17 protein-coding genes are annotated in these 17,850 nt (G+C 67.6%); 12 read left to right on the forward strand and 5 right to left on the reverse strand.

What is annotated here, in order from left to right; genetic code table 11:
• Positions 1-4: 4 nt before the first annotated feature.
• Positions 5-907: a carbohydrate ABC transporter permease gene (locus L0M17_RS03435; protein ID WP_241056291.1), complete on the reverse strand. Its 903-nt coding sequence runs from the start codon at positions 905-907 to the stop codon at positions 5-7.
• A 200-nt stretch (positions 908-1,107) separates the two neighbouring features.
• On the opposite strand from L0M17_RS03435, the gene L0M17_RS03440 reads away from it, so the two are divergent.
• A complete protein-coding gene (locus L0M17_RS03440) occupies positions 1,108-2,385 on the forward strand; it encodes a Gfo/Idh/MocA family protein (RefSeq protein WP_241051248.1) in 1,278 nt (425 codons plus the stop codon).
• 1 nt (position 2,386) lies between these two features.
• A complete protein-coding gene (locus L0M17_RS03445; RefSeq protein WP_241051250.1) occupies positions 2,387-3,403 on the forward strand; it encodes a LacI family DNA-binding transcriptional regulator in 1,017 nt (338 codons plus the stop codon).
• 46 nt (positions 3,404-3,449) lie between these two features.
• Here the strand turns inward: L0M17_RS03445 and L0M17_RS03450 are convergent, their stop codons facing one another.
• Positions 3,450-4,529 carry a hypothetical protein gene (locus L0M17_RS03450; RefSeq protein WP_241051252.1) on the reverse strand — a complete coding sequence of 360 codons (1,080 nt, stop codon included), beginning with the start codon at positions 4,527-4,529 and terminating at the stop codon, positions 3,450-3,452.
• Positions 4,530-4,883: 354 nt separating this feature from the next.
• Positions 4,884-6,851, reverse strand: a complete 1,968-nt coding sequence (gene acs, locus L0M17_RS03455) for an acetate--CoA ligase (RefSeq protein WP_241051254.1) — start codon at positions 6,849-6,851, stop codon at positions 4,884-4,886.
• 240 nt (positions 6,852-7,091) lie between these two features.
• Here acs and L0M17_RS03460 point away from each other — a divergent pair, with 240 nt between their 5' ends.
• From L0M17_RS03460 to L0M17_RS03470, 3 genes are read left to right on the forward strand one after another with little or no spacing between them, the layout of a single operon-like run.
• Positions 7,092-8,795: a solute carrier family 38 member 10 gene (locus L0M17_RS03460; protein WP_241051256.1), complete on the forward strand. Its 1,704-nt coding sequence runs from the start codon at positions 7,092-7,094 to the stop codon at positions 8,793-8,795.
• 29 nt (positions 8,796-8,824) lie between these two features.
• Positions 8,825-9,661, forward strand: coding sequence for an endonuclease III (gene nth / locus L0M17_RS03465; protein WP_241051258.1), 837 nt, complete (start codon positions 8,825-8,827; stop codon positions 9,659-9,661).
• Positions 9,658-10,335, forward strand: coding sequence for an NUDIX hydrolase (locus L0M17_RS03470; RefSeq protein ID WP_372497985.1), 678 nt, complete (start codon positions 9,658-9,660; stop codon positions 10,333-10,335). Before nth ends, L0M17_RS03470 begins: the two co-directional genes overlap by 4 nt.
• A 14-nt stretch (positions 10,336-10,349) precedes the next feature.
• On the opposite strand, the gene L0M17_RS03475 is transcribed toward L0M17_RS03470, so the two are convergent.
• Entirely contained in the window at positions 10,350-12,014 is a 1,665-nt protein-coding gene (locus L0M17_RS03475; RefSeq protein WP_241051259.1) for a bifunctional 3'-5' exonuclease/DNA polymerase, read from the reverse strand.
• A gap of 120 nt (positions 12,015-12,134) precedes the next feature.
• Here L0M17_RS03475 and ssd point away from each other — a divergent pair, with 120 nt between their 5' ends.
• Together ssd and L0M17_RS03485 are read left to right on the forward strand one after the other, a co-directional pair.
• Positions 12,135-13,280, forward strand: coding sequence for a septum site-determining protein Ssd (gene ssd / locus L0M17_RS03480; RefSeq protein ID WP_241051263.1), 1,146 nt, complete (start codon positions 12,135-12,137; stop codon positions 13,278-13,280).
• On the forward strand, positions 13,277-14,452 hold the full coding sequence (locus tag L0M17_RS03485) for a TadA family conjugal transfer-associated ATPase (protein WP_241051264.1): 1,176 nt from the start codon (positions 13,277-13,279) through the stop codon (positions 14,450-14,452). The genes ssd and L0M17_RS03485 overlap by 4 nt, the downstream gene beginning before the upstream one ends.
• On the opposite strand, the gene L0M17_RS03490 is transcribed toward L0M17_RS03485, so the two are convergent.
• Positions 14,442-14,597 carry a hypothetical protein gene (locus L0M17_RS03490; protein WP_241051266.1) on the reverse strand — a complete coding sequence of 52 codons (156 nt, stop codon included), beginning with the start codon at positions 14,595-14,597 and terminating at the stop codon, positions 14,442-14,444. The genes L0M17_RS03485 and L0M17_RS03490 overlap by 11 nt on opposite strands.
• A gap of 445 nt (positions 14,598-15,042) precedes the next feature.
• On the opposite strand from L0M17_RS03490, the gene L0M17_RS03495 reads away from it, so the two are divergent.
• The 5 genes from L0M17_RS03495 to L0M17_RS03510 all read left to right on the forward strand — a co-directional run bounded on the left by L0M17_RS03495 (position 15,043) and on the right by L0M17_RS03510 (position 17,809).
• Positions 15,043-15,387 (forward strand): hypothetical protein, encoded by a 345-nt coding sequence (locus tag L0M17_RS03495; RefSeq protein WP_241051267.1) that lies wholly within the window; start codon positions 15,043-15,045, stop codon positions 15,385-15,387.
• Between the two features lie 215 nt (positions 15,388-15,602).
• Positions 15,603-16,001 (forward strand): type II secretion system F family protein, encoded by a 399-nt coding sequence (locus L0M17_RS22610; RefSeq protein WP_241051269.1) that lies wholly within the window; start codon positions 15,603-15,605, stop codon positions 15,999-16,001.
• Between the two features lie 529 nt (positions 16,002-16,530).
• Positions 16,531-16,752: a DUF4244 domain-containing protein gene (locus tag L0M17_RS03505; RefSeq protein WP_372498053.1), complete on the forward strand. Its 222-nt coding sequence runs from the start codon at positions 16,531-16,533 to the stop codon at positions 16,750-16,752.
• A gap of 272 nt (positions 16,753-17,024) precedes the next feature.
• On the forward strand, positions 17,025-17,330 hold the full coding sequence (locus L0M17_RS22865) for a TadE family type IV pilus minor pilin (RefSeq protein WP_372498054.1): 306 nt from the start codon (positions 17,025-17,027) through the stop codon (positions 17,328-17,330).
• Positions 17,331-17,353: 23 nt separating this feature from the next.
• Positions 17,354-17,809, forward strand: coding sequence for an Rv3654c family TadE-like protein (locus L0M17_RS03510; protein ID WP_255731712.1), 456 nt, complete (start codon positions 17,354-17,356; stop codon positions 17,807-17,809).
• Positions 17,810-17,850: the final 41 nt, after the last annotated feature.

Raw genomic sequence — 17,850 nt, forward strand, 5'->3', positions numbered from 1 at the left:
CTCCTTAGTCCAGATCCGACTCGTTGCCCCGCAGGAACTTCATCTGGATGAAGGCGACGAGGGCGAGGATGAGGAAGAGAATGACGGCGAGGGCCGAGCCGTAGCCGAAGTCGTGCTGGGTGAAGGCGCGCTGGAAGATGTAGTACTGGATCACGCGGCTCGCGTTGATCGGACCGCCTTGGGTGGTAACTGCGACGGTGTCGAAGACCTGGAACGAGCCGATGACGGTGACCACGAGCACGAGGACCAGTACGGGGCGCAGGAGCGGCAGCGTGATCTTCCGGAAGGTTTGGCCCGCGGACGCCCCATCGAGGTGAGCGGCCTCGTACACCTGGTTCGGGATCGCCTGAAGGCCCGCGAAGATCAGAAGCGCGGTGTAGCCCATGTGCCGCCACGTATTGATGAGCGCCTGGGTGGGGATGGCCCACTCCTCGGACCCGAAGAAGGCGACGCGGGGGAGACCTATCCACTCGATGATCTGGTTCACAATGCCGATCTGGTAGTCGAGCATCCAGAACCACAGGAGTGCTGCGATCACGTTGGCCATGAGATAGGGGAGCAGGAGCGCACCGCGGATGATCGTGGACTTCGCGACCCGGTGCATGAGTAGAGCGAGGCCCAGGGCGAGGGCGGTCTGGAGCACGATGTTGATGACGACGTATTCGAGCGTGACGCCAAGGGCGTTCCAGAAGAGCGGGTCCTTCGCGATCGCCTCATAGTTGGCCGTACCCACCCACTTCGGATCGGCGAGGCTCAGGGTGCTGTACTTCGTGAAGCTCAGATAGATGCCGCGGACGGTGGGGACGAGGTAGAAGAGCACGAAGCCGATGAGGGCCGGTGCCACGAAGACGAGGGCAATCCCGAGGTCGCTCCGGCTGCGCCGCCGGCCGGGCTGCGCTTTCCCGATGCGAAGGCCGCGTTGCCGTGGCGCTCGGGTGTCCAGCGAGGTAGCCGCCAATGGATCCTCCTGTGATTTGTCTAACAACGGATGGAAACTGTCGAGAAATCTACACGAGTAAATTTAGGTGACGCAAGGCCTTTACTGCGCCTTCTTCTTCAGTCTTCAGTACTATTGACTCGAGTAACTTCAGCTGCCAGACTTCCCGCATGACGCAGAGCACACCTTTCTCCCTCGGCCTTGTCGGCGCCGGCCAGTTCGCCGGCCAGTTCGCGAAGCTCTTCGCGGCCCACCCGCTCATCACATCCGTGTACGTCACCGACGTCCTGCCGGAACGTGCAGCTGGCCTCGTTCGCAGCCTCGGCCTCGACGGCACGTTCCCGAGTTTCGAGGCCATGCTCGAAAGCGATCTGGACGCGGTCGCGATCTTCACCCAACGCTGGACCCACGGTCCGCTCGTCGTCCAAGCCCTCCAGGCGGGCAAGCACGTCTACTCGGCCGTGCCGATGGCGGTATCCGTAGGGGAGATCGGCGCGATCATCGAGGCCGTCCGCGAGACGGGTCTGACCTACATGATGGGTGAGACGAGCTACTACAACCCGGCGACCGTCTACGCCCGTGAACGCCGGGCCGAAGGCGCCTTCGGCCGCATCTTCTACGCCGAGGGCGACTACGTCCACGACATGGACCTCGGGTTCTACGAGGCCTACCAGTACAGCGGCGGTGCCGACTGGAAGCGCACGGCGAGCTACCCGCCCATGCTCTATCCGACGCATTCACTGGGCGGCGTGCTCGGTGCCATCGGGGGCAACGCCGTGAGCGTGAGCTGCATCGGCGTCCGCGACGAGCGCGGCGACGGCGTCTTCGACCGCGAGGTCAGCATGTTCGGCAACGACTTCTCGAACGCGACAGCCCTCTTCGAGCTCGCGGGCGGCGGGTCCATGCGGATCAACGAGTTCCGCCGCGTCGGCTACCCGTCGCACCTCCGCGAGAGCCGTTTCCGCTACTTCGGCACCGAGGGCAGCTTCGAGCAGCTCGTCGAGACGAGCGTGTGGCAGGACAAGGAGGGCGTCACCGACGTGAGCGAGCAGCTCACGACGGCGGCAACGCTCGACGCCGATGATCCTTCCCTCGCGCACGTGGCACCCGCGCTCCGCGACGCCTTCGTATCAGGCCTCGCCCCCGTGCATGACGCCGGGCGCCTCCCCGCCGAGCTCCGAGGCCTCCCGAACGGGCACGAGGGGAGCCACCACTTCCTCGTCGACGACTTCGCCCGCGCCGTGGCGACCCGGACGCTACCGCCCGTCAACGCCTGGGAGGCCGCTCGGTACACGGTCCCCGGAATCATCGCTCACCAGTCCGCGCTGCGCGGCGGTGAACGCCTGCTTGTGCCCGACTTCGGCGACGCACCGGGCGAGATCTCCCCGTCCGGGGACACGCCGTCGTCGTCCGTTCCCTCCGAAGCGGGCGTCGCGGGCCGAAGCTAGCATGGTGGCCATGCCCCATCCCGCCGCCGCCGCGAAGCCGACCGCCACCCGCAAGGATGTCGCGCGGCTCGCGGGGGTGAGCACCGCCGTCGTGAGCTATGTGGTCAATGGAGGCCCGAAGAAGGTCTCCCCGGCTACGGAAGCCAAGGTGCGGGAGGCGATAGCGGTGCTCGGGTACCGGCCGAATGCGGCGGCACGAGCGCTCAAGCTCGGTTCGAGCGAGATGCTCGGAATGGTGGTCCCGGACGCCACCAACCCGTTCTTCGCCACTCTTGCCCACGCCGTTGAAGTGGCCGCTGCCGAGCGCGGCTACGCGCTCCTCATCGCGAACTCGGGTGGCTCGCTCTCCTCTGAGCGGCGGCAGGTCGAGAACCTCGTCTCGCGTCGCGTTGACGGCGTGTTCCTGAGCAGCGTGCTCTTCGAGCCCGACCTCCGCGACCTCGAGGCAGCTGACATCCCCGCCGTCCTGCTGAATCACAGCGCCGACAGTCCAGGTTTCGACTCGGTCGGTGTCGCGCTTCTGGACGGTGCGCGGCTGGCCGTCGAGCATCTCGTGCAGCACGGCCACCGGAAGATCGGCCTCATCATGGGCACGAATGCCGGCGGGGATCTCGACGCTCGCGAGGTCGGGTGGCGCCAGGGTATCGAAGAGGCCGGACTCCACGCGGGGCCGGTGATGCGCGGGCCCTTTACTCGGGAGGGCGGCTATCAGGCCGGCAGGTGGCTCCTCAACGAGGCCGATTGCCCCACGGGCGTGTTCGCTAGCTCGGACCTGCAGGCGGTCGGCCTCCTCAAGGCGTGTCACGAAGCCGGGGTGCGTGTTCCGGAGGATTTGGCGATCGTTTCCTTCGACGGCTCGGCGGAAGCCGAGTACAGCTGGCCTCCGCTCACGACCGTCGCCCAGCCGGTCGAGGACATGGCTCATGCCGCGGTGGAGGCCCTCGTCGGCGGCGGGGGCCACAAACGCAACCGGATCTTCCCGGGAACGCTCATCCGCCGGGCAAGCTGCGGCTGCTGAGCGGGGGCCGCGGACGGCTCGGCCAGCGGCGAACTTGGGGGAGAAGTCACCTTCTCGCGGAGAAGTTCGGTTCCTTGAACAAACGAAGTTCGGTTCTCGCGGACGAGTTCCCGCTACTGAACTGCGCCGCGAGAAGGGACCGGCGTGCAGGACGAAGACCGCCCTGAACGAGCCTCGCTTGGAACAACTCAGGTTGTTCCAGCTCCGACCAATCCCACCGCAGGACCGGATGCCCCAACGCGAGCAGCCGATTTTCGCGTCGCTTTTCCCGTCGGATCACGTCTCGAGGATCCTCACCGCCGCTGATCTCACGCCGAAAGTACTTACCCCACCCGTCGAACTCGCCGACTGGTTCAGGCGTGATGTCCCACGCGAAGTCCGTTCGACCGACAAATCCCTGGGCGTCCCGATGCTCCCTTTGGAGGACCGGCTCCGGGAACCCGAAGAGGTGTATGAGTGCGCGGCTGACGGACTCTCCTGGTGACTCGGCTCCTGCTCGCGCCAGCAAGGCGATCGCCTCTGCCCGCTGGCGATGATTTCTGTGCCGAAGACCGGAAATGCCGGTCACAATCTCCGGCAGGTCGAGCAGAGACTCTGTGCCACTGAGACGGAGCACACCGTCCGCAACCGTGACAGCTCGCGCGAACCTTCCCGTCGCGAGGACCTCGATGAGAGCGCTTGCCACGGGCACCGTGCGATATGCGCCAATGAGGGCCAGAGGCCCGTTCTCATGACGATGGCGCCGAATCGGAGGGGGTGGCGTGATGCGTGCGCGGCGAGCAAGGTCGGACTCACCCCGGACCTCGAAAGCATTCGGTCGAAGTCCGAGACGGGTCGTTGACTCGACCGCGACGTCAATAGACGGAGGGACCTTGACTACTGGAACCCCGTGAAGGAACAAGGCTGTTTCGCCGCAGAAGACAGTGTCTGGATTGGCCAGAGCATGAGCCGTGACGGCGGCATGAAAGCGTTCGGGTGGAGTCGCTTCAAGCCAAATGGAAGTGGGCACGTAGAACCCGCGCCTGAGCCGCACGAGCCGCCCATCGCCGAAGCGGCTACGTGGGTCGAACGATTGCGCATCGACTTTTCGCAGAGAACTGTCTACGAGATGAGCGAGAAGGTCCATGTCATCGAGTCTTGCTGTCGCGCCTAGCTTGCTGAGCATCGACTGCAGAGAATGTGGACGGTTTCGCCGATCTTCTCCTGTTGAGGAGCAGAGAACTCCAAGAGCAGAGAACTTGAGGAGGAGAAACCAGCAGTGCGCTTGTTGTGGATAAGTCCACACAAGGTGAACTTATCCGCGAGGGCACGTCGCCCCACGTGCCGCGGAGTGACTTTTGGGCGAAAAGGTGACTTCGGGGTGGGGCGGCTATGGCCGGGTGAGCACGACGACGGCGGGGCCGCCTCCAAGAGGCGAGCCCCGCCGTCGTGCGCCGGTCGGGGAGGCGACTGGCCCTACTTCCTTCGGGGGAGGCTGGCCCTACTTTCGCAGGTCCGCCGCGATCTGCTGCATGACGCTCGGGTCTGCGAGGGTGGTCGCGTCGCCGGGGTCGCGTCCCTCGGCGACGTCCTTGAGGAGGCGCCGCATGATCTTGCCCGAGCGGGTCTTGGGCAGCTCGGGGACGACGAGGATGTGCTTGGGCTTGGCGATCGGTCCGATCTCCTTGCCTACGTGCGCGCGCAGTACCGCGGAGGGGTCGTCGCCTTCCGGGATCTCGACCTCGCCACGCAGGATCACGAAGGCGACGACGGCCTGGCCGGTGGTCTCGTCGACGGCGCCCACGACGGCGGCCTCCGCCACCCACTCGTGCGAGACGAGGGCCGATTCGATCTCGGTGGTGGAGAGGCGGTGGCCGGAGACGTTCATGACGTCGTCGACCCGCCCGAGGAGCCAGATATCGCCGTCGTCGTCCTTCTTCGCCCCGTCGCCCGCGAAGTACACGCCCTCGAACCGGGACCAGTAGGTGTCCTTGAACCGCTCGGGGTCTCCCCAGATGGTGCGCAGCATGGACGGCCAGGGCTCGCGGACCACGAGGAAGCCGCCGTGCCCGTTCGGGACCGGCTTGCCGTTCTCGTCCACGACGTCCACCGCGATCCCGGGCAGCGGGACCTGCGCCGAGCCCGGCTTGGTCGCGGTGACCCCCGGCAGCGGGGCGACCATGATCGCCCCGGTCTCGGTCTGCCACCATGTGTCCACGATCGGGGCCTTCCCGCCGCCGATGACCTCGCGGTACCACATCCACGCCTCGGGGTTGATGGGCTCGCCGACCGAGCCGAGGACGCGGATGCTGGAGAGGTCGTACTTGTCCGGGATGTCCCGGCCCCACTTCATCATGGTGCGGATCGCGGTGGGGGCGGTGTAGAGGACCGAGACCTTGTACTTCTCGACGAGCTCCCACCAGCGGCCCTGGTGCGGCGAATCGGGGGTGCCCTCGTACATCACCTGGGTCGCGCCGTTCACGAGCGGCCCGTACACGACGTACGAATGCCCTGTGACCCACCCGATGTCCGCGGTGCACCAGTAGACGTCGGTCTCGGGCTTGAGGTCGAACACGGCCGAGTGGGTGAAAGCGCACTGGGTGAGGTAGCCGCCGGTCGTGTGGAGGATGCCCTTGGGCTTCCCCGTGGTGCCCGAGGTGTAGAGGATGTACAGCGGGTGCTCGGAGTCGTGGCCGACGGCGGTGTGCTCGGCTGATGCGGCCTCCATGACCTCGTGCCAGTGCAGGTCGCGCCCTTGCGTCCAGGCGACGTCCTGGCCGTTGCGGCGGACGACGACGACGTGCTCGACCGTGTGCCCGGGCTCGGCGAGGGCGTCGTCCACGGCGGGCTTGAGCGAGGAGGGCTTGCCGCGCCGGTACGTGCCGTCGGCGGTGACGACGAGCTTGGCTTCGGCGTCGTCGATCCGCGACCGGAGCGCGTCGGCCGAGAACCCGCCGAACACGACCGAGTGGACCGCACCGATGCGGGCGCACGCGAGCATCGTCACGACCGCCTCGGGAATCATCGGCAGGTACACCGCGACCCGGTCGCCCTTGCGCACCCCGAGCGACTCGAACGCGTTCGCCGCCTTCTTCACCCGCTCGGTGAGGTCCGCGTACGTGATCGTCTCGGTGTCCCCGGGCTCGCCCTCGAAGTAGATCGCGACCCGGTCCCCGAGCCCCGCCTCCACGTGCCGGTCGAGGGCGTTGTAGGCCGCGTTGACCTCGCCGCCCACGAACCACTTCGCGAAGGGCGCCTCAGACCAGTCCAGTGCCTGATCGAAGTCCTTCGACCACGTCAGGTACTTCCTCGCCTGCTCGGCCCAGAAGCCGACCCGATCCTCCGCCGCGGTGGCGTAGATGTCCTCGTGCACGTTCGCAGCAGCCGCGAACTCGGGCGTGGGTGGGAAACGGCGCTCCTCGTGGAGCAGGTTCTCGAAAGCGTCACCGTTGACGGTTTGCTGGGACATGAACGTCCTTTCGGCTCGATCCATCGCATGATCCAGCCCTGCGTACTCGCGACACGGACCCGCGAATCCGGGGTCTGTGGACGGAACACAGTCGGCTGCCTCTTCCCACACTAGACCTTGCGCAGTAGCAGTGGAGTTGCGCACGTCACATCGCGGACGGCCGAGGAGGGCCTTGCGCGCTAGGTGCCGCACAGACGTTATGGCTAGGCTGAACGCCAAGGACGACCGAAGGAGCAGCCCATGTCTGATTCCCGTCAGGGTCCCTCTCGCGGTAACAGCGCGGTGCCCGGACCCGGCAGCGTGCCCGAGACCGCTGGGGACCGCAACGCGGCCCAGGATGGCATTGCCGCAGCCGTTGTAGGCCCTTTCACGGCTCGTGACATCGCCGTATTCGTGGGTGTACTCATTACGTTCATCGGTTCGCTGCTGCCGCTCGTCGAACGTGGCAGCACGCTGAACCTCTGGAATGCCCAGAACCTCTACTTCATCGGAATCGGGATCCTGCTGCCGCTCGTGCTTGCGGGCCTCTTCGTGTGGCGCCGTCTCTCGCCGGAGATGCACCTCCGAGTCGGCTCGCTCTCACTCGACCAGTTCGCCTCCGTTGTCGCAGCCTTCGCGTGCTCGTACTTCTTTGTCTTCGCTGTGACGGCGTTGACGCCGGGCGGCATCGTCGGCTTCCTGGGAGGGGCCGTCCTGGTCATCGCGACAATTCTGGCTCCGGCCATCCCGGCCTTCGCGGTCGACTTCGCAGGCCGGGCGGAGGTTCCCGCCCATGTCATTGCGCGCGACGCCGTTGCACCGGTGCAGAAGCCCAAGGCTCAAACTGCCGAGGCTCAGAAGTCCGGGACTCAGAAATCTGGGGCCAAGAGGCTGGCGGCGTTCAGACCCTCGCAAGAGTCGAAGGCGCCACAAGGCGCCCGGTCTCGGTTCCCTGCGGCCGCCCGTGGAAAGAATGCTTCGAACGCTGCACCTACGCCGTGGGCAGGGAGCCTGGCGTCCGACGGCGCGAGCGCACCCGAGAGTCCCGACACCCGTGGCGCTGGCGTTTCCTCGGCGGGAGCAGCGGCCGCCGCGACCGGCGCTGCCGGTGCGGCGGCGGCTGGGGCGAGCGTCGCCGCGCTCGCAGCCGGAGCTATGGCGGCGCAGGGCGAGAGCACTCACAGCACGAGCGATCAGGAAGCTGCGTCTGAGACGTCCAAGGATCGGGCGGCCCAAGCTCCGGCGGCCGCCGACGGTTCCACCTCCGCCGGACCCGGTCCAGAGGAGCTCCTCGGCCGTCACGGGTCTCGGACTCCTGCGGGAGAGGCGCCTGTCGGTCCCGCCGCGGACGACGACGTAGTGCTCGGTGACGCGGACGGCGAGGCCTACGGTGCCCCGTCGAGTGCGGAGCCGGTTCAACCCGCCGTCGAGCCCACGGTCCAGCCGTCGGTTGAGCCGGCCCTCGAGGCAGGTGCAGTTGATCCGGCCCTGGAGGCGCGCGCAGTCGAGCCGGGAGCGGACAAGACGGCCGTGATGCCTTCCTCCCATGAAGGCGTACGGGAGCCGGCCGCCGGGGAGGGAACGGCTGAGGCTGAGGCTCATGAAGCGGCCCGCGGGCCGCTCCAGAACGAGCCCGCCCCGACGCAGGCTTCGCCCGTCGTCCCCCCTGCCGAACCGGAACCCGAGGTGGGGCCAGCCACTCAGCTCGCCCCCGCCGTCGACCGCTCGGCTGGCTTCGAGGCGACCCGGAGCTATCAAGAGCCGGAGCCTGAGTACGAGGCGTTCTGGTTTGCTGTGAACCGCGCGAGGGCGGCGCTGGATCCGGAGAGCGGCCTTCCGGCGTTCACGCTCGAGCCCGGCCAGTGGATCCTCGCGCTGCAAGACCGTGGGAACGAGTTCCTCGTCCAGAGCCAGGATGGGAGGATCGGCGTGCTGCGCGATCTGTCCGGAATCGAGCGGGGCTGACCAGCCTTGCCGGCGCCGCTCGGAAGCCCGTGCGGCGCCGGCTCACCGCCGACGAATCACCGCTTGCGCTCAAACGGCGCGCCCGGAAGATCGATCGGATCCTCGCGGACTTCTACCCCTACGCGCATGCGGAACTCGACTTCCGCAATCCGTTCGAGCTGCTCGTCGCGACGGTGCTCTCAGCGCAGACCACAGACGTGCGGGTCAACCAGGTCACCCCGACCCTGTTCGCTCGCTACCCCGATGCGCGACGGCTGAGTGAGGCCGACCTCGCTGATATCGAGGAGATCATCAAGCCGACTGGCTTCTTCCGCGCAAAAGCGCGAAGCGTGCACGTGCTTTCGCAGAAGATCGTCGACGACTTCGACGGCGTCGTCCCGGGTCGGCTCGAAGATCTCGTGACGTTGCCCGGCGTCGGCCGGAAGACCGCGAACGTGGTGCTCGGCAACGCCTTCGGCGTCCCGGGGATCAGCGTGGATACTCACTTCGGCCGGCTGGCGAAGCGGTTCGGCTGGACGGAGTCCGACGATCCGGTCAAGGTCGAGCAGGACGTCATGCAGCTCTTCCCGCCTCGCGACTGGACGATGGTCTCCCATCGCGTGATCTTCCACGGCCGCCGCGTGTGCCATTCCCGCCGCCCGGCCTGCGGCGCCTGCCCGGTCGCTGCCTTGTGCCCGTCCTTCGGTGTTGGCGAGACGGATCCCGAGAAGGCCCGCAAGCTCCTGAAATACGAACTCGCGCCGGGCCAGGAGACGCTGCGCGACGAGATGGTCGCCAACGTCCACCGGGCTGCCGAGATCCGGATGCGCGAGCAGGGACATCCCGTCGCAGGGCTCGCCGACCCGGAGCCGGGCGGGACGCAGTGAGCGCGAGGGCCGAGCTCGAGGCCCTCGCCGCCGGGATCCGAGAGGGGAAGGTCGATCCGTTCGACCCGCGGTGGCACCCCAAGGTCGCGGGGCAGAAGGCACGCGAGGCGGCTGTCCTCGTGCTGTTCGGCAAGCTCGACACGGTTCCGGCCGCCTCGGAGAAGCCCCTCGCTCCCGCCGACCTCGACGTCCTCCTGCTCGAGCGCTCCCCGACTCTCGGTTCGCATCCCGGTCAAGTCGCGTTTCCAGGCGGCAGCCGCGATCCCGGGGACGCGAGCATTGTCGACTGCGCGCTGCGGGAGGCCGTCGAGGAGACGGGGTTGGATCCTACGGGAGTCGACGTGTTGGCTGAGCTCCCCGCCCTCGGCCTCGGGGTGAGTGGCTTCCTCGTGACGCCGGTGCTCGCTTGGTGGGCGTCGCCGTCGCCCGTCGCCGTCGTTGACTTCGCCGAGTCGGCGCAGGTGTTCCGCACCCCGGTCCGCGACCTCCTCGATCCCGCCAACCGGGTCATGGGGGTGCTGCGGCGCCGCGGCGCGATCTTCTCGAGCCCCGCCTTCCTCGTCAACGGCGTCCTCGTCTGGGGCTTCACCGCAATGGTGCTCGACGCGCTCCTCAATGGCCTCGGCTGGGCGGTCGAATGGGATCGGGACCGGAAGCACTACATCGCGGTGTGATGTGCGGCCGTTCGCTATTTTGCTTGATCGTAGGAGTCGACGACGGCGATGCTCACCGGGAATTGCACGGGCGCGTCGCCGAAGAGGAGCCGCTTGGCCGCCGTCGCCGCCTCCTGCACGGCGTCCGCGCAGGCGGCGGCGGCCTCCTCCTCGGCATGGATCATGACCTCGTCGTGGAGGAAGTACACGAGTTCGCCCTTCACGCCGAGGGCCGCGAGGCGGCGCAACTGCTGGCGGAGCTCGGCAATCCAGCACTCCGCCCACTCCGCCGCCGTCCCCTGGACCACAAAGTTACGCGTGAAGCGGCCCCGGTCGCGTGCGGCGGCGTCAGCCCGTCGCTGCTCTTCGGCTGAGGTTGAGCGCTGGAGTCTCTGCCAGCGCTCCGAGGGGGCTGGGGAGCTCCTGCCGAGGTGAGTTGTCACGGTCAAGCCGCGTTCGCCGTCGCGCGCCGCCTGCTCGACGAACGCGACGGCGCGCGGGTACAGGCGCGTGAGCTGGGGCATGAGGCGGCCGGATTCGCCCGTCGTCGCGCCGTAGATCGCCCCCAGAAGTGCAACCTTTGCCTTCGCTCGGTCGCCGCCGAAGCCGGCGGCCGCGATGCCCGCGTAGAGGTCCGCGTCCCGGGCCGCGGCGGCCATGGCATCGTCTCGCGCGAGCGCCGCCAGTACACGGGGTTCGAGCTGCGACGCATCGGCCACGACGAGCTTGTGGCCCGGGCGGGCACGGACAGCCGAGCGGACCTGCTTGGGAATCTGGAGCGCGCCTCCACCCCTTGATGCCCAGCGCCCGGTGACCACGCCCGCCACGACGTATTCGGGCCGGAACCGGCCGTCGCGGACCCATGCGTCGAGCCACGCCCATCCGTTGGCCGCGAACAGCCGCGCCATCTTCTTGTATTCAAGGAGCGGCGGGATTGCCGCGTGCCCGAACTCCCGCAGCTCCCACGCCCGAGTGGTGCGCGCCTCGATGCCCGCTCGGTGCAGGGCCCGCATGAGCTCTTGAGGCGAGTCGGGGTTCAGGCCCGGAGCTCCGAGCTGGGTGCGCAGTTCGTTGGCCTTGTCCTCGAGGCGGCCGGGTCGTTCGAAGCCCCGAGGACGCGGCCCGAGCTGGTCGGCGAGGAGCCGTTCGTGGGTTTCGACGTCCCAAGGGATGCCGGCAGCCTGCATCTCCGCGGCGACCAGCGCGCCTGCCGAGTCCGCGGCGCACAGGAGACGCAGCCTGCCCGGATGGGCGGAATCGGCGATGGATCGAAGCTGCGCAGCGAGTTCGCGCTCGAGTTCGTCGGCGCTCGGCCCGTGAACGGGCTCCTCCTCGAAGAGCGAGCCCTGGCCTTGCGGCGGAGCGGCTGGTGGGAGGCTTCCCGGCTGCTCGATGAGGTCATCGGAGCTTGTGAAGGAGGTCGCATAGGCGCCGGTGTAGGCGGAATTAGTGAGAAGGGTGGCGCAAAGCATCAGGTCGTGGCATCGGCGAAGCGTCACTCCTGAGGCCAGCAGGCGGGGGTACCAGTCGGCCGCCGTCCGCCAGACCCAGCGGGGTCGTTGGGAAGCCTCGAGGCGGGCCACGAGGCCCGGCAGGTCAGAGCGGGGGACGGTGGTGTCGGGTCCGGCTCTCAGCCCTGATGAGTCGAGTGTCCTGAGCACGATCTGGCCGTCGGGGGAGGGGGCCAGGATCTCGTACACCTCCACATTGTCCCGTGCGCCGAGGACTGATCTTGTCCTCCACACGAATGCCCGCGGAGCTCCTCCACATGGCACTTGTCCTCGCCCCCATCGGCTGCGGGCGAGCGACAGGGTTGAACCATGGGGATGAGACAGGAAATGGTCGAGGCCGAGGCCAGTGGGGCGGGCGAGGGAACCGTCCTCTGCGTTACCGGGGACCCGCTGCTTCTCGACGAGTGCGGCCGCGTCGCAGCCGTGGCCGGCATCGCGCTCCGAGCGGCCCCTACTCTGGGCGAGGCAATGCAAGGAGCCGACGACGGCGTGCCCCTCCTTCTCGGCGCGGACGTCGGGGACGGACTCCCGCGGAATCGGCCCGACACGGTTCTTGTCGGCAGGGAACATGACCGGGGGCGTCTGTGGGAGCGAGCGGCCGATTTGGGGGTAGAACACGTCGCCGAACTGCCCGAGGCGAGCGGCTGGCTCGTTGAATTTCTGGGACGGCGGCTGTCCCAGGCGAACGACGGACTTGTCGTGGGGGTCATCGGCGGCTGCGGAGGCGCCGGCGCGAGTACGACGGCGGTGCTTCTCGCCGTGGCGGCGAGCGCTCGCGGCGACTCCGTGCTCCTCGTCGACGGCGATCGTCTCGGCGGCGGCTTGGAGCTGTGCCTGTCAGAGGACCGCCCCTCGGGGCTGGCATGGCCCGACCTTGCCGCCGCAAGCGGTCGCATTCACCCTCCCCAGCTCGAGGCCGCCCTCCCTCGCGCCTACGGCGTTCCCTACGTGTCGTGGCCAGCTTCGCCCGGATCAGCCACCTCCGTGGGCCCGGAGGCCATCGGGAGAGTGCTCGAGGCGGGGAGAAGCGCCTTCGGTTCCGTGGTGATCGATGTCGGGAGGGGCAAAGAAGGAATCGAGGACTTTGGCTGGGCCAGCGATCGGCTCCTCCTCGTCGTTCCAGGCCGGCTCCGCGCGGCCGTGGCAGCAGCCCAGCTCCTGCACGAGATTCCGCCCGTTCCAACCGGTCTCGTGGTGCGGGGGCGCCTCGGCGAGGGTGTCGATGCCGAACGACTCGCCGAGGCCGTTGGCTGCCCGCTCGCGGCCCACCTGCCGGAGCTCAGGGCAATAGGGATGGCGGCCGAGGAGGGCCGTCTCCCTGAACTCGCCCGTCATCGCGCGCTGCGCCGAGCGGCCACGTCGATCCTCGAAGGACTGGTCCCTTGGCCGCCCAGGTCCTCATCGAGTCCCGGCCTTCCGGCGCCACGTCACGCGCGAGTTGAGGGCACTCGATGAGCGCCGTCCCCATCGTCGACTCGAAGCTTCTGGATGAGGTGCGAGAGCGGGTCCTTGCTGTGCCTGGGCCGGTGACACCTGCCCGCATCGCGGCGGCTGTCCACGAGAGCGGCCGGTTGCTGGGCACAGCAGGCACGCTTGCTGCCGTGGAACTCATATCCGCTGAGCTGAGCGGGCTCGGGCCCCTTCAGAAGCTTGCCAAGGATCCCGCCGTCACCGACATTCTCGTGAATGGACCCGACGATGTCTGGCTCGACCGGGGACGCGGGCTTGAGCCTGCTCCTGTCAGCTTTCCATCTGAGGAGGCAGTGCGCGCGCTCGCGGTGCGCTTGGTCGCATCGGGCGGTCGGAGGCTGGACGACAGCTCGCCGTGTGTGGATGTGCGCATCGCGGGCGGGTATCGGGTGCATGCTGTTCTCCCCCCGATCTCTACTGGGACGACTCTCCTGTCCGTTCGGATCCGTCGGCATCAGGCCTTCGATCTACCGGAGCTCGAGCATGCCGGAACGATCCTCCCGGAGCAGCGGTCCGTCCTCGAATCTATGGCCACCAGTGGACTGAGCTACCTTGTGAGCGGCGGTACCGGAACCGGCAAGACCACGTTGTTGAGCACCTTGTTGGGGCTTGCGGCGCCTACCGAGCGGATCGTCCTGGTGGAAGATGCGTCCGAACTCAACCCGGAGCATCCGCACGTCGTGGGTCTTGAGGCCCGCCACGGGAATGTCGAGGGCAGTGGGAAGGTCGATCTCGCGGAGCTCGTCCGGCAGGCACTTCGGATGCGACCCGACCGCCTTGTGGTCGGCGAGTGCCGTGGATCTGAGGTGCGTGAACTGCTCGCTGCGCTCAATACAGGGCACAGCGGTGCCGGGACCGTTCATGCAAACTCGGCAGAGGCCGTCGCTGCTCGCCTCGTCGCACTCGGTGCCCTCGCCGGCCTCTCGTCCGAGGCGATGACGCTGCAGGCGGCAAATGCTCTCAGCGTGGTACTCCATCTTGAGCGCAGGGACGGCCAGAGGCGTCTTGCCACCATTGCAGCCGTTTCCGAGAATGCCGGAAGGCTCGTCGTTGCTCCCGCTCTCACGCGTGCTCCCGAAGCGGATCGACTGGCAGAGGGACCCGGCTGGGACCTCCTCTGCTCCCGGCTCGCCGGGGCGCCTGAGGCTAGACCATGATCGCCGCGGTCATCGTGTTCACCCTCTCGTGGTCAGCCTTCATCCTGATGAGGCCGGATGGGTCCGCTCTGCGCCGTCCCTTCGTCCGGCCGCTGGCGTCCACGCTGTCCATTGCCTCGGAGGCACGCAAGAAGACGGCTTCCACGACACTGCATGATGCCGCACTCCTTGTCGGTGAACTAGCAGCCCTGCTTCGCGCAGGGCGATCAGCCGAGCAGATGTGGCGGCAAGCAGCGCTGAGTGCGCGGCGGCGACTGGGCGAGGCGGCCCTTGATGACCCAAAGAAGTCACTGGCACCCACGCACCCGACCCTCTCTCCCGAAATCCTCTGCGCCGTGTTCGTTCTCGAGGCTGCTGCTCGGGCAGCGTCGCTCGGCATCCCTGTTGCGCCGGCGATTCGAGATGCAATGGCTCTGGTGTTGCGGCATGGGTTCCCCACCGCGGCCTCTGCTCTTTGGACGAGTGCTGGGTCTCTGACGAGTGCCGGGCCTCAGATGAGCGCGGGGTCTCCGACGAGCGCTGAGCCTCGGATGGGCGCTGGGCCTCCGAGAACGCCGAGGAGCAAGCGGCTTCGTCTACGAGAGCCGCGCGTGCTGGCGGTGTGGGGCGAAGTCGCCGCCTGCGTCGAGACCGCGGAGGCCTCTGGCTGCCTTCTCGCCGCCGTCTTCGACCGGCTGTCGTCGCATCTTGAGGCGGATGCCGATGCCGCTGCCGCCCGAGCCACCGCCCTCGCCGGCCCCAAGGCCACAACCCGGATTCTCACCGTGCTGCCGTTCGGTGGACTCCTACTCGGGACCCTCATCGGAGCCGAGCCATTGGAGGCCCTCACCGGCACGTTGCTCGGCTTCGTCTGCCTCATTGCCGGTATTGGACTCGCGCTGGCAGGGCGGCTCTGGTCAAGCCGGTTGGTCGCCCAGACGGGGGTGCTCCGATGAGTGGTGGAGGGGGCATTGTGGCGCCTGGCCTTCTGTCCGCCGCGATAGGCGCCCAGTTGTTCGCGGCATGCTGGATTCTCCTACTGGAGCGAAGCCACTGGAGTGGGGCAGGCGTCCGGCACGGGTCGGCCGATATCGGGCGGCGGGAGGGGGTCCCTCGGGGTTCTGGAAATCAGCTCCCAGGATCCGGGGACGAGCAGTCAAAGGCTGCTCTCGTGCTTGAGCTTGTCGCGGCGATGCTCGAGTCAGGGTCGTCGCTTCATCGGGCTTTGCGGATCGTCACCCACGCTGTGGGGGAGGGGAACGGGTCCGCCGCTCGCGCGGCCACCGCGCTCGGCCTCGGCGTTCCGTGGGAGGACGCTTGGGCCACTGCTTCGGGGGATCGCCTCGCGAGGGAACTCCATGAGGCTCTCGACTTTGCAGCGGCTTCGGGGGCTCCCTCTGCGGAGTTGATTTCGGCTCGTGCCCGGATGCTCCGACGTGAGAGGCATCGGGAGCTTGAGCGGCGAGCGGCTGCGCTCGGCGTGAGGCTCGTCGTTCCTCTCGGGGTCTGCTCCCTTCCCGCGTTCCTGTGCCTGGGCATCGTCCCGGTACTCCTTTCCATGACTCCATAACCGTGACAAGGAGATTCTGTCGCTCGGGATGAATATCAAGTGGTGAAAATAGCAAATATGAGGGAACGGCGGACGATAAGAAACGACACCACTAGCAGAAAGATGTCAGCAGAAAGGTGTAGCAGCAAGAAGCAGCAGGGAAAGAGCAGAACAAATAGAAAGAGCAGAACAAGTAGGAGGAGAAATGATGGTGCAAAAGAACACCTTGGTACGCGAGCACGACCCTTCGGGGGACGGCGGCACTGTTCCGGTAGAACCGCAAGGCGCCCGAATCAGACCCGCAGAGGTCGTTGAGCTTTACCCCGGGGCTGCAGCGAGACGGCCTGTCCGTCAACCGCAGAACTCAGACGAAATCCGTCCGGACGCCGCTTCTCGCCGAACCCCGAGCTCTCGGGAGCCACGCCGTTTGCGGGTGATCCTCGGGAAGGCGGGACGAGGACTCCCGCGAGGGGAAGCGTCGCGGACCGGACTGCCGCGAGGGGGAGCGTCGCGGACCGGACTGCCGCGAGGGGAAGTGCGGCGGAAGGGAATATCGCGAGATGAAGCAGCACCACGGAGGGAGACGCCACCAGATGAAGCACTGCGAAGGCCAGGAACGCGCGGGAGCGAAGCGGGAATGGCAACGGCCGAGTACGCCATCGCTACCCTGGCAGCCGTCGCCTTCGCCGGACTCCTCGTTGTCATCATGCGAAGCGACGAGGTCCGAGGCTTCCTGCTCAATATTATTCGAGCGGCCCTCGCCATTCCGTGAGGCCTGAGTCCGTGAGGCCTGAGAGCTTGAGAGGCGGCGGCGAAGCAGCAGATCGGAATCCCTCGCCCCCGGTCCGCAAAGCAGCTGGGGCGCGCAATTCAGCTGCTGCGCCCGAATTGGCTGGGGCGCGCAATTCGGCTGCTGCGCCCGAATTGGCTGGGGCGCGCAATTCGGCTGCCGCGCCCGAATTGGCTGGGGCACGCAATTCAGCGGATGCCTGCGAACCGGCTAACGACGTCATCTCGGCAGGCGCGGTCACGGCCGAGTTGGCTGTGGGGATCCTGGTTGTCGTTGCCCTCCTAGGGGTGCTTCTAACGGCCCTCAGCGCGGGCATCATGCAATTGCAGGTCGAAGAGGCGGTGCGGGGTGCCGCGAGGGAGATTGCCCGAGGGGAATCACCTGAAACTGCCAGTGCCGTTGCCAAGCGGATAGCCGGTGATGCCACCGTCATCACGATCGAAGTGGACAGATCGACGGCCAAGGTCAGCGCGCGCCAGCCTATTCCGGGCCCACTCGCAGTTGCCGGCGGCATCGTTGCTCAGGCCACCGCGTCAGTCCGACTGGAGGCTGCCTCTTGACGGGCGGGGACTCCGGCACGCGAATGACGACCGCTGAACGGTGCGAGAAGTCCTCGCCCCCGGCCTCGGCGAGACATCGCTTCGCGCAATCTCGCTCTGATCGCAGCCATTGCGTTGAACGGGCTGATCACCTTGAACGGCCCGATCGCGGAGCAGGGACGATTCTGGCCTTGGCGCTGGCTCTGGTCGCAATTCTCGGCTGTTCCGCGGCGGTCCTGCTGTCCCAAAGCGTCATCGCGGGCGAACGTGCGGGGCGGGCGGCCGATCTCGCTGCGTTGGCCGCTGCAGATACGGAGCGAGGTCTCACAAGCGGCGCGACGTGCGCGACAGCCGAAGAGGTTGCTCGGCGCAACGCCGCCCGCCTGGTGTCGTGCGAGGTCGAGGTTCCCGGGGCCGTTGTCCGGGTGGTGGTTCGAGGGGAGGACGTTGTCGCCGGCAGCCAGGCCGAGGGACGAGCCCGCGCAGGCCGCCCGCCGTGACCCCAGTGAGCCAGATCGCAGAGGCTCACCTCGTCGTTCAC

It is taken from the genome of Sinomonas terrae (genome assembly GCF_022539255.1).
GTDB classification, from domain to species: Bacteria; Actinomycetota; Actinomycetes; order Actinomycetales; family Micrococcaceae; genus Sinomonas; species Sinomonas terrae.

Coding starts and splice junctions, on each gene's coding strand:
- L0M17_RS03445 (WP_241051250.1), top strand. CDS start 2,387: ATGGTGGCCATGCCCCATCCCGCCGCCGCCGCGAAGCCGACCGCCACC.
- L0M17_RS03440 (WP_241051248.1), top strand. CDS start 1,108: ATGACGCAGAGCACACCTTTCTCCCTCGGCCTTGTCGGCGCCGGCCAG.
- ssd (WP_241051263.1), top strand. CDS start 12,135: ATGGGGATGAGACAGGAAATGGTCGAGGCCGAGGCCAGTGGGGCGGGC.
- L0M17_RS03510 (WP_255731712.1), top strand. CDS start 17,354: ATGACGACCGCTGAACGGTGCGAGAAGTCCTCGCCCCCGGCCTCGGCG.
- L0M17_RS03450 (WP_241051252.1), bottom strand. CDS start 4,529: ATGGACCTTCTCGCTCATCTCGTAGACAGTTCTCTGCGAAAAGTCGAT.
- acs (WP_241051254.1), bottom strand. CDS start 6,851: ATGTCCCAGCAAACCGTCAACGGTGACGCTTTCGAGAACCTGCTCCAC.
- L0M17_RS03485 (WP_241051264.1), top strand. CDS start 13,277: ATGAGCGCCGTCCCCATCGTCGACTCGAAGCTTCTGGATGAGGTGCGA.
- L0M17_RS03460 (WP_241051256.1), top strand. CDS start 7,092: ATGTCTGATTCCCGTCAGGGTCCCTCTCGCGGTAACAGCGCGGTGCCC.